Raw genomic sequence first — 13,317 nt, 5'->3', positions numbered from 1 at the left:
CCTCCTCGCGCAACCCCTGTACCCCCTCGGGGAACGGTCTACCGTTCGTGATCCGACCCGACGGAGGAACCATGACGATTTCCCACGCTGACCAGCACGCGTGCGACCGCTTCCGCGCGGAGACCCACCTGGAAGCCCGCCCGGCGGCAGCCCCCGGCTACATCGTGCACGCCCTCGGTCGCGAGTTCCGGGTGAGCGACGAGATGGCGCGCATCTTCCTCCGCCAGGTGGAACGCGTGCTCGAGACAGACACCTCCGCCCTCGTGGTGCTGCGGCACGCGCACGGCGTCGAGCTGCTGCTGGTGCGCGACGACAACGCGTTCTCCATCCGTCTGGAGGACGCGGTGGATGCGACACGGGATGCGCACGCGCTGACGGCGTGAGGGTGCGGGTGCGAGGGTGCGGGCGTGAGGGCGTGATCGCCGGACGCATTCGGGCTTAGTCGAAACCACGACGGCCCGTTCGACGTATTACCGTAACGTCACCCTTCAGGAGGCACGGAATGCGCTATTTGTTTTTGATTCAGACCGCACTCGACGGCGAGCCGTACCGCGAGAGCGAGGACAACATCGGCGAGTGGATCGCCGAGGTGGATGCACGCGGCCGGGACGCGGACGGGGATCGTCTGCGGCCCATCGAGGAGGCGAAGACCGTTCGGGTTCGGCACGGGCGCCTCGACGTGGTGGACGGGCCGTTCAGCGAGGCGAAGGAGTGGGTGGCCGGGTACGACGTCATCGACTGCGACTCGATGGACGACGCCGTCGACCTGGCCTCGCGTCATCCGATGGCGCGGTTCGGGCGGATCGAGGTGCGGGAGCTCTGGCCTCTGGGCTGAGTGCGCTGGGTATCCTCGTTGCGTGAGCGAGGCAGGAGACGCAGGGCAGGACGGCGGGGCGCGGGAAGGCGCGGACGCGGACGCGGACGCTGTCGCGCGCATCCACTTGGCTCTCGCCGATGCAGTGGGGCGGCTTACCGCTGCTGGCGCCCGCGACGAGGCGCTGGCCGTGTTCGTCCCGCGGCAACGCCGGATGCTCATCACCAGGGAGCCTGTGCTGCGCCCGGTCGGCCGGGTGTGGCGGCTGGGCGTGCTGCTGCTCGACCGCGACGGGGTGCTGCGGGCGACGGGCTCGATCGTGCGGGCGACCGAACCGGGCAGGCCCGCGTACCAGTCGCTGTCGGCCGAGACGCGGCGCGCATACCGGGCGGCAGCGCAGCGCGGGCATTTCCCTGCCGGGGAGACCGTGAACTACGACGCCGAGGTCATCGAGGTGGATGCGGACGGTCTGCGCGCACCCACTGGTCCCGTCTTCGTGCGCGACGGGCGGGCGTTCGTGCGGTGGAACGCCGCGACTCCGGATGCGGCCGTTCCGTTGGAGGCGTACCTCGCGGAGCGGGTCGGCCTGCTGGCCGACCCTCCGCTCGGGGCGTGACGCCGCTCTAGCTGGTGCTCTTGCCGGTGAGGTCGTCGAGCTTGCCGCTCGCCTTGTCGACGGCGTCGCTCACCCTGTCGCCCAGTTCGCTCGCGGCTTTGCTGGCGAGGTCGCCTGCGGCGTCCTTCACCTGCTGGACGGGTTCTGAGTGGGTGAAGCCACTGACCTGGCGCTTGATGGTGTCGTAAGTCTTGCGGCCGGAACGCGAACCGAGCACGAAGCCGACGGCCGCTCCTGCCAGGAAGATGATGAATTTCATCGTTGTCCTCTCGATGGTGGTCTGTTGCACGCACCGTACCCGCGCCCTCCCCGATGCGACAGGGGGCCCGGCCCGGGCCGCAAGCCCCGGCCTGCAAGCGGGGCAGCGGCCGCAGGCAGCCGTGGCGCATCCGAGCCCAGCCGGGGCGGCCCCCGGACAGCGGCGTCGACCCGGTGCCAGAATGGCTGCGTGTCGGAGCCGTCGAGCGTCCGCCGCTCGCAGAGCGGGAACCGCGCAGAGGTGCGTACCTTCGAGCACGCCGTCGCGGCGTGGGCGGCCAGGGACGCCGCCGCCCCTGCACCCCCGGCCGCCGTCCGCGTCGCCGTCCTCGTCGAGGGCGCGAGCGACCGCGCGGCCGTGGAGGCGCTGGCCGAAACGCAGGGACGCGACCTGGCGGCGGAAGGCTGGGCTGTGCTCCCGATGGGCGGCGCGATGAGCGTCCGCCGCTTCGTCGGCCTGCTCGGCCCCGACGGGCTCGGCGTCGCACTGCGCGGGCTCTGCGACGCGGCCGAGGTGCGGTACTTCGAGATAGCGGGGATGCGCGCCACGGATGTGCACGTGTGCCGTCCGGATCTCGAAGGGGAACTCATCCTGGCGCTCGGGCCGGCCGGCGTCGAGGCGGTGCTCGACGAGGAGGGGGATCTGCGGCTGTTCCGGATGTTCCAGCAACAGCCGGCGCAACGGCTGCGGACGGTCGAGCAGCAGTTGCACCGGTTCCTCGGCACAACCTCCGGCCGCAAGGAGCACTACGGCCGCGCGCTGGTGCTCGCCGTGCCCGCCGAACGGGTGCCCGGACCGCTTCTCGGGCTGCTCGCGCGCGGCTGACCGGGGCCGCGCATCCCGCGGGTATCGTGGCCTCAACCCGACAGGAACAGGAACTCCGATGGTCGCCCACGTCACCCCGCACCTCGAGCAGCGTCTGCGCGACATCTTCGACCGACGCGACCGGCAGAACATGCAGCCGACCATCGACGCCTTCCTCGAGGTGCTGGCCGAGAACCCCGGCAACGCCTACGTTCTCTACGACGTGGGCGGATCGTACGACACGGCGGGCGAGGAGGAGACGGCGCTCGGCTACTACGAGCAGGCGATGGATGCGGGCCTCACCGGCGACACGCTGCGCCGCTGCCTCCTCCAGTACGGCAGCACGCTGCGCAACCTGGGCCGGTACGACGAGTCGCTGGCAGCGCTCGACCAGGCACTCGCGCTGTACCCGAAGTCGGAGTCGGTGCGCATGTGGCACGCGCTGTCGCTGCACGCTGCCGGACGCAGCGACGCGGCGGTGGCGTCGCTGATGGAACTGGCGGTCGACCACATCCGCACCGAGGACCTGCTGCGGTACGAGGCGGCGATCCGCGGCAACGCGGAGTACCTGCACTCGCTCGACCGCGGCTGACGCCGCCGCGCGGCGTCGCGCGCCGGGCTGGCCCGCATCCGCACGACTCGCTCGACTCGTGCGCGGGCGGGCGCGGCGACTCGCGCGGAGTGCGACTCGCTCGACTCGTGCGAAAAGCGCGGTCGCGGCGGCGCGGAGCGCACATTCCGCACGACTCGTGCGCGGTCGGGCGGGGCGACTCGTGCGAAAAGCGCGGTCACGGCGGCGCGGAGCGCACGTTCCGCACGACTCGTGCGCGGGCGGGGCGACTCGTGCGCGGGCGGGGCGACTCGTGCGCGGGCGGGGCGACTCGTGCGGAGGGCGACACGCTCGACTCGTGCGAAAAGCGCGGTCGCGGCAACGCGGAGCGCACGTTCCGCACGACTCGTGCGCGGGCGGGCGGCGCGACTCGCGCGGAGGGCGACACGCTCGACTCGTGCGAAAAGCGCGGTCGCGGCAGCGCGGAGCGCACGTTCCGCACGAACCGTGCGCGCGCGGCGCGACTCGCGCGGAGGGGCGGCACGGGCGGCTCGTGCGCGGGCGGGTGCGGCGGCCGCGTTATGCGAGCAGCGCCGCGATCAGGAGCAGCGCCGGCACCGCGAACAGCGTCGTGAGCAGCACTATGTCGCGCGCCACGGGCATCCCGCGCTCGTAGCGGGCGGCGAAGTTGTAGACGTTCTGCGCGGTGGGCAACGCGGCGAGCGCGACCGCCGCGAACAGCGCGTGCCCGTGCATCCCGAAGCCGAGCCAGGCGACGAGGAACGCGATCAGCGGCATGACCGCCGCCTTGATGACGGAGGCCGTGAGGATTTCGACGCGTCCGTGGTCGGCGTTGAGGGGCCGGGAGCCGTGCAGCGACATGCCGAACGCCATCAGCACCAGCGGCACCGCGGCACCGCCGAGCAGCACGAACGGCTGGAAGACCGCATCCGGGAGTGTGATCCCGCTGAGGTCTACGAGGATGCCGAGCACGGATGCGATGATCATCGGGTTGCGGATCGGCTGGGTGAGGATCGACCGCACAGAGACCGACCCGCGCGAGGTGACGTCTAGCACCGTGAGAGCGATCGGCGCGAACACGATGAGCTGCAACAGCAGCACGGGCGCGACGAACGATGCGCTGCCGAGCACATACACGGCGACGGGCAGCCCGATGTTGTTGGCGTTGACGTACCCGGCTCCCAGCGCGCCGATGGTGGTCTCCGCCGCCTTCCGTTTGAAGAACAGCCGCGACAGCAGCACGAACAGCCCGGCCGATGCGAGAGCTGCGACCGCGGAGACGACGAGCTGGGCGGAGAAGACCACGTGCAGGTCGGCCTTCGCCAGGGTGACGAACAGCAGGGCCGGGTTGGTGACGAAGAAGGCGATCCTATTGAGCACGAATGCGGCCTGCGGGCCGCCGATCCCCGCGCGCCCCGCCACGTAGCCGACGGCGATCACGAACGCGATGATCGCGAACCCGATCACCACTCCGCCCATCGTCCCAGCCTACGGCCCCGGCCGCACCCGCTCCGTTCGGAAGGAGTGAGGAGCCTCACCGACCATGATCTCCTTCCGGACGGAGTGGCAGGCGGCGTGTCGACCGGGGTCTCCTGCGACAACGCGCCACAGCCGCAATGCAGGAGGTCGCGGACGACACGCCGTCCGGGGCTCCGTTCGGAAGGAGAATCCGGCGCGCGGGCGCGAGGACTCCGTTCGGAAGGAGATTCCGGGCGTGGGGGAGCGCGGGGGGCGTGGGGCGCGTGGGGGCCGGGGGCCGGCGCGCGGGCTCCGTTGGGATGGGGGCGCCGACAAACGTAATATGTATGCACGTGACTGAAACGCGCAAGCTTCCCGTTCTCGTCCTCGTGGGCATGGTCGTCGGCTCCATGGTCGGGGCCGGCGTGTTCTCGCTGCCGGGAACGTTCGCCGGTGCGACAGGAGCGATCGGCGCGATCGTCGCCTGGGCCATCGCCGGGGCGGGGATGCTCACCCTCGTCTTCGTGTTCCAGAGGCTGGCCGTGCGCAAGCCCGCGCTCGACTCCGGCATCTACGCGTACGCCAAGGCAGGGTTCGGCGACTATGTCGGGTTCTTCTCCGCGTTCGGCTACTGGGCCAGTGGATGCGCGGGGAACGTCACGTACTGGGTCCTGATCGGCTCGACCATCGGCGCCCTGTTCCCCGCGTTCGGCGCGGGGAACACCGTGCTCGCCGTCGCCGTGTCGACGGTGGGCGTGTGGGGGTTCTTCCTGCTGATCAGGCGCGGGGTGCCGCAGGCGGCGTTCATCAACACCATCGTCGCTGTCGCCAAGGTGGTGCCGCTGGTGGTGTTCCTGGTGATCGTCGTGGCCGTCGGCTTCAACTGGCACACGTTCACCCTCAACCTGTGGGGCACCGGCAGCCCGGACGTGTCGTCGCTGTTCGGGCAGATCCAGCAGACGATGCTGCTCACGGTGTTCGTGTTCCTCGGCGTCGAGGGCGCGTCTGTCTACTCCCGGTATGCGAAGAGCCGCCGCGACGTCGGGCGCGCGACACTGCTCGGCTTCCTCAGCGTGCTGTGCCTGTTCGTGCTGATCACGGTGCTGTCGTTCGGCGTCGCCCCGCGGGCGGAGATCGGCGGGATGCGGGAGCCTTCGGTCGCCAGCGTGCTGCAGGTGATCGTCGGGCCGTGGGGGTACACGCTCATCAGCGTCGGCCTCGTCGTCTCGGTGCTCGGCGCATACCTGTCCTGGACTCTGATGGCGTCGGAGGTGCTGTTCACCTCGGCAAGGAACGAGGACGCCCCTCGGTTCCTCGCCGCGGTCAGCAAGCGGAACGTCCCGGTGGCTGCGCTGGTGCTGACGACGCTGCTGGTGCAGGCGCTGCTCGTGGTGACCCTGTTCTCGGAGAACGCCTTCCAGTTCATGCTGAGCCTGTGCAGCTCGCTCGCCCTCATCCCGTACGTGCTGACAGCCGGCTATGCGCTCAAGCTCGAGACCCGCGCGGGCGACGACCCCGGCGGGCGCAGCAGGCGCGGCCTGACGGTGGCGATCATCGCGACCGTCTACACACTGTTCCTGATCGTCGCGGCCGGGCCGGGCTATCTGCTGTTGACGTTCATCATCTATGCGCCGGGCACGCTGCTGTTCGTCGCGGCGAGGCGGGAGAGGGGGCTGCGCGTGTTCCGTCCGTTCGAGGCCGTGCTGTGCGTGGTCGCCGTGCTGCTGGCCGTCGCGGCCATCGTGGCGCTCGCGGCAGGCTGGATCACGATCTAGTCGGAGTCACGATCTAGCCGGAGTCACGGTCTCGCCGAAGTCCACGACCTCGCCGGGGTCCTCCCCCGACCGCCCACCCGCACGGCGAGCGCGATCATCAGCAGCACCACCGCTGCGGCGATGGCCGCGATGGCGACGGGGGCGGAGACGAGCGTGCCCGTCAGGCGGGACACCCCGATCCAGGCGAGGCCCCACGCGCTGGCGATGGCGGGCGTCAGGCGCCCCCTGTCCCAGATCGCGAGCGCGGCGCCGAGGATCGCCGCAACCACGACCAGCGCGATCCCCCAGGCGTGCTGGCTCCAGCCGAAACCGTCGAATCCGGCCACGACGAGCAGGCTCGTCACGTTCGCTACGGTCGCCACCATCACCCAGCCGAGGTAGAGGCCCGTCGTCCCGTCGAACAGGATCGCGTCGGCCGTCGACCCGCCGTGGATGCGCTGAAGCAGCACGAACGCCACGATCAGCACCACGAGCAGCGCCGCGATGAGGACGGCGGAGAGAGCGAGCATCCCGAACTGGACGCTGAGTATCCAGGCGGCGTTGAGGAGCAGGGAGGCGAGCATCCAGTAGCCGACGCTGCGCTGTCGCGGCTTCGCCGCCTGCGACGGGAACGCCTGCCAGATCGCGTAGCCGACGAGGCCGAGATAGATGACCGTCCAGATGGCGAAGGCCGGTCCCGCCGGCGAGAGCATCGTGGCGTCCGCGCTGAGCGCGCCGCCGGCGGCCTTCGCGATCGGGGTTCCGCCCGCCGCTCCCGAGCCGACGAACGCTCCGACCAGCGCGAGCACGGCGGCGACGAGCACCGCGACCTGCCGCACCCGATCGGCGGCGACAGGGCGGGTGGCGACGGAGGTGGCCGCTGCGGTGGAGGTCATGCCGCACACGATATGCCTAGCCGGGCTAGACATCAACGGCGGGCGCGAGGAATGAGTGGTCCCGACGCGCCGTGTCCCCGCCTGCGCTTACGGCAATTCGGGACCACTCGTTGGTGTGGAAGAGAGGTCACGCGGTGGCGATCACGACCGTGGTGTCGAACTCGTCCGAGGTCGCGACCCGGACGCTCAAGCCCTCCCGCTCGAACAGGGCTGCCGTCTCCGCCGCCTGCTCACCGCTCGTCTCGATCAGCAGCGAGCCACCCGGCGCGAGCCAGTCGACTGCTCCCGCGGCGACGCGGCGCTGCACGTCCAGGCCGTCGCCTCCCCCGTCGAGGGCGACCGCCGGTTCGTAGAGGCGCGCCTCAGGGGGCATGAGCGCGATCGCGTCCGTCGGGACGTACGGGGCGTTCACGGCGAGCACATCCACCCGGCCGCGCAGGGATGCGGGAAGAGCGTCGTACAGGTCGCCCTCGTAGACGCTTCCAGCAGGCTCGATGTTCTGACGCGCACAGCGCACAGCAGCGGGCTCCACGTCGCACGCGACCAGTTCCACGCCAGCGCCGACCCTGGATGCGATCGCCACCCCGATCGCACCGGCGCCGCAGCACAGATCGAGCACCACCGCATCCGGAGCGGCGAGCGCCACGGCCTGCTCCACGAGGAACTCTGTGCGATGTCGCGGCACGAACACTCCAGGCGCGACGCGGATGCGCAGCCCGCAGAACTCGGCCCAGCCGATCAGCGGCTCCAGCGGCAGGCCGGACGTGCGCTTGGCGACGAGGTCTTCCAGCTCCTCCGGACTCGACGCCGCCTCGGCGATGAGGAGCGCCTCGTCCTCCGCGAACACGCAGCCGGCCGCGCGCAGCCGCGCGACGACAGCCGGGTCCGGGTCGGACGCTGAGGTGATCACGGGGGTCATGGTAGCGCCCCCGACGCACCCGACGGGCCCTGCCCGGCCGGGACGTCCAGGCCTCCACAATCCTCAAGGCCCTTGACCTCCTCCCCTGAGGCGGTATGGATGGTTCATGAAACGCATCCACTACGCGAGCGGGTCCTTGCTGACCGGTGACGCGATCGCCGACGTGCTGTTGCGTTATGCCGCAGCCTTGGCGTCGAATCGCACGGCCGCCGAGGTGTCGGCCCCCGCTGTGGCGGAGGCGGGAAACGTGACCGAGGTGATGCTTGTCCTCGGTCCGGCGAGCCAGATCCTCGCCGAGAACGCGCCGGGCATCGAGGAACTGGTCGACGACGGATTCGTCGAGTCCCTCGAACGGAAGGTGGCCGCGCTCGGAAGCAAGGCGGGATTCGTGACCAGCGGCACCGAAGAATCAGACGGTCTGGATCTGGACCTTCTGTGATGCACCGCACGGACGGGTGCTGAAAGTTCGTCCGTTGCACTGGTGCATCCCGAATGGCCGCGTACTATCGCGACGAGACAGCAGAGGATACGGGAGAGGGTATGCAGGTGTTCCACGTCTACATCGACGACCTTCGGTTCACCTTTGTCGACCGCGCTCCCGTTGAAGAGCTGAAGAGCAACGTCGTGAAGGCCAGCCGCTCCGATGGGGACTTCGTGCAGATAACGCAATCGAGCAGGCCGCCGAGCGAGGTGTTCGTCACCAGTCAGACGAAAGTCAGGATCGAGACGGCGACGATCCCGCGCGACCCCGGCGACGGCGGGTCGGACGACGACGACGCCTTCTGGTTCGACTTCGACTCCCTGAACTGACCTGACCCGGCTCGACATGACCTCGCTCTGGCTCGACCTCGCCGACCCGATCCCGACCGACCCGTTCCAGCCGCACGCCGAGTACGACGCGGTGGTCGTCGGCGCCGGGCTCACCGGGCTCAGCACCGCGTTCATGCTGGCCAGGCACGGGATGCGCGTCGCCGTGCTCGAAGCCCGCACGGTCGGCGCCGTGACCACCGGCAACACCACCGGCAAGGTGAGCCTGCTGCAGGGCACGACGCTGTCGCAGATGCGCCGTCACACCACGGACAGGGTGATGTGCGCGTACGTGGACGCGAACACGGCAGGACAGGGCTGGCTGCTCGACTACCTGGATGCGCGGGGCATCCCGTACGAGGTGCGAGACGCTTACACGTACGCCACGACGCTGGATGGCCGCGACCGGCTCGACGCCGAGCTCGCCGCCGCACGCATCGCCGGGCTGGGCGCGACGGAGGAACGCGGCTGCGAGCTGCCGTTCGCCGTCGAGGCCGCCCTGCGACTGCCTGCGCAGGCACAGCTCGACCCGCTGCCGCTGCTCGCCTCCCTGGCCGCCGACCTGCGCGCGCTCGGCGGCGTGATCGTGGAGGGCGAACGCGTGTCAGCGGTGTCGGCGTCCGAGCCTGCCGTGGTGACCAGCACCTCGGGGACCACGCGCGCCGCCAACGTCATCCTCGCGAGCGGCACGCCGATCCTCGATCGCGGCCTGTACTTCGCCAAGACGGAGCCGCTGCGCTCCTATGTCGCGGCGTTCCGGGTGCCCGGCGAGCTTCCGCGCGGGATGTACCTGTCGGCGGAGTCGCCGGCGCGTTCGCTCAGGACAGCGACCACGCCGGACGGCGAACTGCTCGTGGTCGGCGGTAATGGTCACATCTCGGGGCGCGCCGACTCCCCCGCCGAGCTGGTCGCCGACCTCACCGCCTGGACCGAGACGACCTTCCCAGGCGCGGTCCGCACGCACTGGTGGTCCGCCCAGGACTACCGGTCGGCCAACCAGGTGCCGTTCGTCGGCTGGCTGCCGCGCGGCCGTGGCCGGGTGTTCCTCGCGACCGGCTACAACAAGTGGGGCATGACCAACGCGGTCGCCGCCGCGCTCAGCCTCACGGCCGATCTCACCGGCGAGACCATCGAGTGGGCGCGCGTGCTGCACCACAGGGTCACGCATCCGATCGACATCGCCACGGGCGCAGCGTTCGGCGCGGGCGTCGGCAAGGCGGCGCTGACGAAGTGGGCCGGTGCGGAGACGGGGCAGCAGCTCCCGGTGGATGCACCCCCTCCCGCCGAAGGAACGGGCGTCGTCGGTCATCGCGGTGCGGTGCCGGTGGCGGTCTCGACGGTGGACGGCGCGACCTGTGCGCTCTCGGCGGTCTGCACCCATCTGGGCGGCGTGGTGAGGTGGAACGACGCCGAACGGTCCTGGGACTGCCCGCTCCACGGCTCGCGGTTCGCTCCGGACGGCACCGTGCTCGAAGGCCCGGCGACGGCCGCGCTCGCCGACCTCGACGGCACGCCGACGCCAGCGTGACCGGCGCGCCAGCGCTCTCCGCCCCGGCCGCCGCGCCTGCTGCGCCTGCCGGGGAGTAGTCACGGCGGTCTGTCCCGCAGTAGGGTCGCGGCATGACTATTCCCAACGACGACAGCAAGCCGGAACAGCCCACCGGCGGTAACGTTCCCCCTGTGCCGGACGCCGGAGGGGCCGTCCCGCCCGTTCCGCCCACTGAGCCGACCGAGCCCCCGGCCGCCGCGGAGCCCGTCACCCCGCCGCCCGCCGCGCCGGAGCCGCCTGTCGCGCCCTCGGCGCCCGCCGCGCCCTCCGCGCCGGAGCCGCCAGCGTTCGCGGCGCCGTCCGCAGCGCCCGGCTACCCGCCCGCGTCCGCGACCGGCGGTTTCCCCGCGTACGGCGCGACGCCGCCCGCAGCACCCGTCGCCGCTCCCACTAGGCCGCCGCAGCAGGTGACGATCGCGTTCTGGCTGTACATCGCCGCTGCCGTGCTCAGCGTCATCAGCGGCATCGCCACCGCCATCTCGGTGTCGGCGAACCGCGCGATCATCCTCCAGCAGGTCACCGACAGCCTGAAGAACGCGCAGACCAACGGCACCAAACTCGACGCGAACTCGCTCGCGGACGCCGCGGTCACCTTCGGCATCGTGTGGGCGATCGTGACTCTGATCTTCTGGGCGCTCGTGTTCGTGCTGTTCGCCGTCTTCATGCGACGCGGCCGCAACTGGGCGCGCATCGTGCTGACGGTTCTCACCGTGATCTCGTTCCTGAACCTCGCGACCCTCTATTTCATCGGCGGCATCCAGGTGATCGCTGCGATCGTGGCGACCATCCTGATCTGGCTGCGGCCCGCATCCGAGTACTTCGCTGCGGTGAAGGCGTCGCGCGCGCCCCGCACCTGAGCTCGCCGGAACCGATCCGCGCGGTTAGTTCGACAGAGGGACTTCACACTCTGCGATACCCGGTCTAGTGTGGGCGCCGGTCGTCGTCATGGTCGACCGGAAAAGAAAGCAGGTAACGGAAAATGAACATTCTGCTCATCGTGATCGCGATCGTCGCGATCGTGCTCCTGTTCACCGGCGGATTCGTGCAGGCCCTCAACTGGCTGCTCTGGGTGGGAATCATCCTCCTGGTGTTCGCCATCATCGTGTGGCTGGTACGCATGATCAGTGGTCGGCGCTCCGTTTAGAACGACTCGGACGTCAAAGGGCCCCGGATGCACGTGCATCCGGGGCCCTTCTCCGTTCTGGACGCGGGTCCGGTCAGCCGCGCGCGGCTGCCGCGGCCTTCGCCAGGGCGGTGAACTCCTCGACGCCGAACGCGGTGCCCGCGAGTCCCCAGCCGCCCTCGGCCGCCTCCTGCAGGATGACCCAGGTGCGCGCCGCCTGCGTCTCGTCGCCAGCGAACCGGGTGGCGATCTCCGTCGCCTCGCGCACGAGCTGCTTCTGGCCGTCGCGGTCGAGGGAACCGGGCGGGGTGATGACCTGGATGCGCACGGTGCGCGCCGACGGCGTGTTCGCGGTCGAGACGGCCGTGCCGGGCAGCCGGTGGATGAACGCGGCGGTGTTGTCGAGGTGGAACGGGCCGGGCTGGGCGACGCCTTCCGCCCGGAGCACGGCGTGGGTGAGTTCGTGGCCGAGCTGCTCATCCGCGTCGGCGGGGAAGAGGTCGGCTGGTGTGTAGACGTCGATCATGGGCATGGGATGCTCCTCGCGAAATTATGATGGTGTGCATAGACGATAGATTATGACGAGCGTCATAGTCAAGGAGGGAGTGCCCGTGACCACCGATGTGCGCACGAGGATGGTCGATGGAGCGATCCGCCTTCTCGCCACCCGCGGCGTCGCCGGCACGTCGTTCTCCAGCGTGATCGACCTCACCGGGACCCCGCGCGGCTCCATCTACCACCACTTCCCCGGAGGCAAGGACGAGCTCGTCGCTGCGGCGATCGACCGCTCGGCGGAGAACGCGGTGACCCTGCTCGACCAGCGCGCGGGCGAATCGGCCGAGCGGGTGGCCGAGCTGTTCCTCGACTCCTGGCGCCTCCTGCTCACCCGCTCCGGCTTCGCGGCGGGATGCGCGCTGGTCGCGGTCACGGTCGACACGGACTCCGCCGACCTCCGCACTCGCACGGCGACGGCGTTCCGCACCTGGCAGGACCACCTGGCCGCCCTCCTCCTCCGTGGCGGCCTCTCCGCCGAAGACGCGCCCCGGTTCGCCACCCTGCTGCTCGCCGCCTCCGAGGGAGCCGTCCTGCTCTCCCGCGCCACCGGCGACACCGAGGCCTTCGACACGGTCGCAGCGAGCCTGCTCGCGCAGGTGCGCGCCGCCAGCGGCCCCACCCGCCCCTGACTGCGGCTCCTTCCGAACGGAGATCAACCGCGCATCCACCCGGCTTCTCCTTCCGAACGGAGATGGCCGCGCATCCACCCGGGTTCTCCTTCCGGACGGAGTCGACCGCGCATCCAGCCGGCTTCTCCTTCCGGACGGAGTCGACCGCGCATCCAGCCGGGTTCTCCTTCCGGACGGAGATGCGCACGGCGTGGCGCGCGCGTTCTCCTGCGCTTCCCCCGGTTCCACGTCCGCGGACAACGGCGTACCGTGCCGGGCGAACGGAAGGAGCCGCCGATGCCAGGGCGCAGCGAACCGGAACTGAAAGACCAGAAGCTGTACGAAGAACTCCGCACGGAGGGCAACTCGAAAGAGAAGTCGGCACGTATCTCCAACGCCGCCGCGGCGCGCGGACGCTCGTCGGTGGGGAAGAAGGGCGGCGAGTCTGGGTCGTACGACGACTGGACCGTTCCCGACCTCAAGAAGCGCGCCAAGGAGCTGGGCCTCAGCGGATACTCCAGGAAGAACAAGAAGGAACTGATCAGCGCCCTCCGCAACCACTGACCGAGAGGGCGCGGCGTCGT

The 13,317-nt window shown here is 70.5% G+C and carries 18 protein-coding genes; 13 read left to right on the top strand and 5 right to left on the bottom strand.

Features of this window, described 5'->3' with window-relative positions:
• Positions 1-71: 71 nt before the first annotated feature.
• From ACYVGI_RS14680 to ACYVGI_RS14670, 3 genes are all read left to right on the top strand, one after another.
• Entirely contained in the window at positions 72-383 is a 312-nt protein-coding gene (locus ACYVGI_RS14680; RefSeq protein ID WP_460633330.1) for a TetR family transcriptional regulator, read from the top strand.
• Between the two features lie 119 nt (positions 384-502).
• Complete coding sequence (locus ACYVGI_RS14675) at positions 503-835, top strand: YciI family protein (protein ID WP_460633329.1); 333 nt, start codon at positions 503-505, stop codon at positions 833-835.
• Between the two features lie 22 nt (positions 836-857).
• On the top strand, positions 858-1,430 hold the full coding sequence (locus ACYVGI_RS14670; protein ID WP_460633328.1) for a hypothetical protein: 573 nt from the start codon (positions 858-860) through the stop codon (positions 1,428-1,430).
• 7 nt (positions 1,431-1,437) lie between these two features.
• Here the strand turns inward: ACYVGI_RS14670 and ACYVGI_RS14665 are convergent, their stop codons facing one another.
• On the bottom strand, positions 1,438-1,689 hold the full coding sequence (locus ACYVGI_RS14665; protein ID WP_460633327.1) for a hypothetical protein: 252 nt from the start codon (positions 1,687-1,689) through the stop codon (positions 1,438-1,440).
• A 189-nt stretch (positions 1,690-1,878) separates the two neighbouring features.
• Between ACYVGI_RS14665 and ACYVGI_RS14660 the strand changes: the two genes are divergently transcribed.
• The gene (locus ACYVGI_RS14660) at positions 1,879-2,514 is read left to right on the top strand and encodes a TOPRIM nucleotidyl transferase/hydrolase domain-containing protein (protein WP_460633326.1); all 636 of its coding nucleotides are present in this window, start codon (positions 1,879-1,881) and stop codon (positions 2,512-2,514) included.
• Between the two features lie 58 nt (positions 2,515-2,572).
• On the top strand, positions 2,573-3,085 hold the full coding sequence (locus ACYVGI_RS14655) for a tetratricopeptide repeat protein (protein ID WP_055897550.1): 513 nt from the start codon (positions 2,573-2,575) through the stop codon (positions 3,083-3,085).
• A gap of 537 nt (positions 3,086-3,622) precedes the next feature.
• On the opposite strand, the gene ACYVGI_RS14650 is transcribed toward ACYVGI_RS14655, so the two are convergent.
• Positions 3,623-4,543 carry an AEC family transporter gene (locus ACYVGI_RS14650; protein WP_460633325.1) on the bottom strand — a complete coding sequence of 307 codons (921 nt, stop codon included), beginning with the start codon at positions 4,541-4,543 and terminating at the stop codon, positions 3,623-3,625.
• A gap of 326 nt (positions 4,544-4,869) precedes the next feature.
• On the opposite strand from ACYVGI_RS14650, the gene ACYVGI_RS14645 reads away from it, so the two are divergent.
• Positions 4,870-6,297 (top strand): basic amino acid/polyamine antiporter, encoded by a 1,428-nt coding sequence (locus ACYVGI_RS14645; protein ID WP_460633324.1) that lies wholly within the window; start codon positions 4,870-4,872, stop codon positions 6,295-6,297.
• 23 nt (positions 6,298-6,320) lie between these two features.
• On the opposite strand, the gene ACYVGI_RS14640 is transcribed toward ACYVGI_RS14645, so the two are convergent.
• The gene (locus ACYVGI_RS14640) at positions 6,321-7,172 is read right to left on the bottom strand and encodes a TspO/MBR family protein (protein ID WP_460633323.1); all 852 of its coding nucleotides are present in this window, start codon (positions 7,170-7,172) and stop codon (positions 6,321-6,323) included.
• A gap of 127 nt (positions 7,173-7,299) precedes the next feature.
• Positions 7,300-8,091: a putative protein N(5)-glutamine methyltransferase gene (locus tag ACYVGI_RS14635; RefSeq protein ID WP_460633322.1), complete on the bottom strand. Its 792-nt coding sequence runs from the start codon at positions 8,089-8,091 to the stop codon at positions 7,300-7,302.
• A gap of 106 nt (positions 8,092-8,197) precedes the next feature.
• On the opposite strand from ACYVGI_RS14635, the gene ACYVGI_RS14630 reads away from it, so the two are divergent.
• The 5 genes from ACYVGI_RS14630 (at position 8,198) to ACYVGI_RS14610 (ending at position 11,591) form a co-directional block, all read left to right on the top strand.
• Positions 8,198-8,530 (top strand): hypothetical protein, encoded by a 333-nt coding sequence (locus ACYVGI_RS14630; protein ID WP_460633321.1) that lies wholly within the window; start codon positions 8,198-8,200, stop codon positions 8,528-8,530.
• Positions 8,531-8,631: 101 nt separating this feature from the next.
• Positions 8,632-8,901 (top strand): hypothetical protein, encoded by a 270-nt coding sequence (locus tag ACYVGI_RS14625; RefSeq protein WP_460633320.1) that lies wholly within the window; start codon positions 8,632-8,634, stop codon positions 8,899-8,901.
• Positions 8,902-8,917: 16 nt separating this feature from the next.
• The gene (locus ACYVGI_RS14620) at positions 8,918-10,426 is read left to right on the top strand and encodes an FAD-dependent oxidoreductase (RefSeq protein ID WP_460633319.1); all 1,509 of its coding nucleotides are present in this window, start codon (positions 8,918-8,920) and stop codon (positions 10,424-10,426) included.
• 92 nt (positions 10,427-10,518) lie between these two features.
• A complete protein-coding gene (locus tag ACYVGI_RS14615) occupies positions 10,519-11,304 on the top strand; it encodes a hypothetical protein (RefSeq protein ID WP_460633318.1) in 786 nt (261 codons plus the stop codon).
• Positions 11,305-11,426: 122 nt separating this feature from the next.
• Complete coding sequence (locus ACYVGI_RS14610) at positions 11,427-11,591, top strand: DUF4175 domain-containing protein (RefSeq protein WP_143465476.1); 165 nt, start codon at positions 11,427-11,429, stop codon at positions 11,589-11,591.
• Positions 11,592-11,664: 73 nt separating this feature from the next.
• Here ACYVGI_RS14610 and ACYVGI_RS14605 read toward each other — a convergent pair whose 3' ends face one another.
• Positions 11,665-12,102 carry a tautomerase family protein gene (locus tag ACYVGI_RS14605; protein WP_460633317.1) on the bottom strand — a complete coding sequence of 146 codons (438 nt, stop codon included), beginning with the start codon at positions 12,100-12,102 and terminating at the stop codon, positions 11,665-11,667.
• A 79-nt stretch (positions 12,103-12,181) separates the two neighbouring features.
• Here ACYVGI_RS14605 and ACYVGI_RS14600 point away from each other — a divergent pair, with 79 nt between their 5' ends.
• Together ACYVGI_RS14600 and ACYVGI_RS14595 are read left to right on the top strand one after the other, a co-directional pair.
• Positions 12,182-12,754, top strand: a complete 573-nt coding sequence (locus ACYVGI_RS14600) for a TetR/AcrR family transcriptional regulator (protein WP_460633316.1) — start codon at positions 12,182-12,184, stop codon at positions 12,752-12,754.
• Between the two features lie 276 nt (positions 12,755-13,030).
• Entirely contained in the window at positions 13,031-13,297 is a 267-nt protein-coding gene (locus ACYVGI_RS14595) for a DUF7218 family protein (protein ID WP_460633315.1), read from the top strand.
• Positions 13,298-13,317 lie beyond the last annotated feature (20 nt).

Source organism: Leifsonia lichenia (assembly GCF_054780215.1).
The sequence above is the reverse complement of the archived record's forward strand: the minus strand, read 5'-3'. Positions and strand labels throughout refer to the sequence as shown.

Bases quoted from the DNA above. Each gene is read 5' to 3' on its own strand.
- ACYVGI_RS14620 (WP_460633319.1), top strand. From the start codon at position 8,918: ATGACCTCGCTCTGGCTCGACCTCGCCGACCCGATCCCGACCGACCCG.
- ACYVGI_RS14645 (WP_460633324.1), top strand. From the start codon at position 4,870: ATGCACGTGACTGAAACGCGCAAGCTTCCCGTTCTCGTCCTCGTGGGC.
- ACYVGI_RS14610 (WP_143465476.1), top strand. From the start codon at position 11,427: ATGAACATTCTGCTCATCGTGATCGCGATCGTCGCGATCGTGCTCCTG.
- ACYVGI_RS14595 (WP_460633315.1), top strand. From the start codon at position 13,031: ATGCCAGGGCGCAGCGAACCGGAACTGAAAGACCAGAAGCTGTACGAA.
- ACYVGI_RS14680 (WP_460633330.1), top strand. From the start codon at position 72: ATGACGATTTCCCACGCTGACCAGCACGCGTGCGACCGCTTCCGCGCG.
- ACYVGI_RS14675 (WP_460633329.1), top strand. From the start codon at position 503: ATGCGCTATTTGTTTTTGATTCAGACCGCACTCGACGGCGAGCCGTAC.
- ACYVGI_RS14630 (WP_460633321.1), top strand. From the start codon at position 8,198: ATGAAACGCATCCACTACGCGAGCGGGTCCTTGCTGACCGGTGACGCG.
- ACYVGI_RS14655 (WP_055897550.1), top strand. From the start codon at position 2,573: ATGGTCGCCCACGTCACCCCGCACCTCGAGCAGCGTCTGCGCGACATC.
- ACYVGI_RS14605 (WP_460633317.1), bottom strand. From the start codon at position 12,102: ATGCCCATGATCGACGTCTACACACCAGCCGACCTCTTCCCCGCCGAC.
- ACYVGI_RS14615 (WP_460633318.1), top strand. From the start codon at position 10,519: ATGACTATTCCCAACGACGACAGCAAGCCGGAACAGCCCACCGGCGGT.
- ACYVGI_RS14650 (WP_460633325.1), bottom strand. From the start codon at position 4,543: ATGGGCGGAGTGGTGATCGGGTTCGCGATCATCGCGTTCGTGATCGCC.
- ACYVGI_RS14640 (WP_460633323.1), bottom strand. From the start codon at position 7,172: ATGACCTCCACCGCAGCGGCCACCTCCGTCGCCACCCGCCCTGTCGCC.
- ACYVGI_RS14665 (WP_460633327.1), bottom strand. From the start codon at position 1,689: ATGAAATTCATCATCTTCCTGGCAGGAGCGGCCGTCGGCTTCGTGCTC.
- ACYVGI_RS14635 (WP_460633322.1), bottom strand. From the start codon at position 8,091: ATGACCCCCGTGATCACCTCAGCGTCCGACCCGGACCCGGCTGTCGTC.
- ACYVGI_RS14625 (WP_460633320.1), top strand. From the start codon at position 8,632: ATGCAGGTGTTCCACGTCTACATCGACGACCTTCGGTTCACCTTTGTC.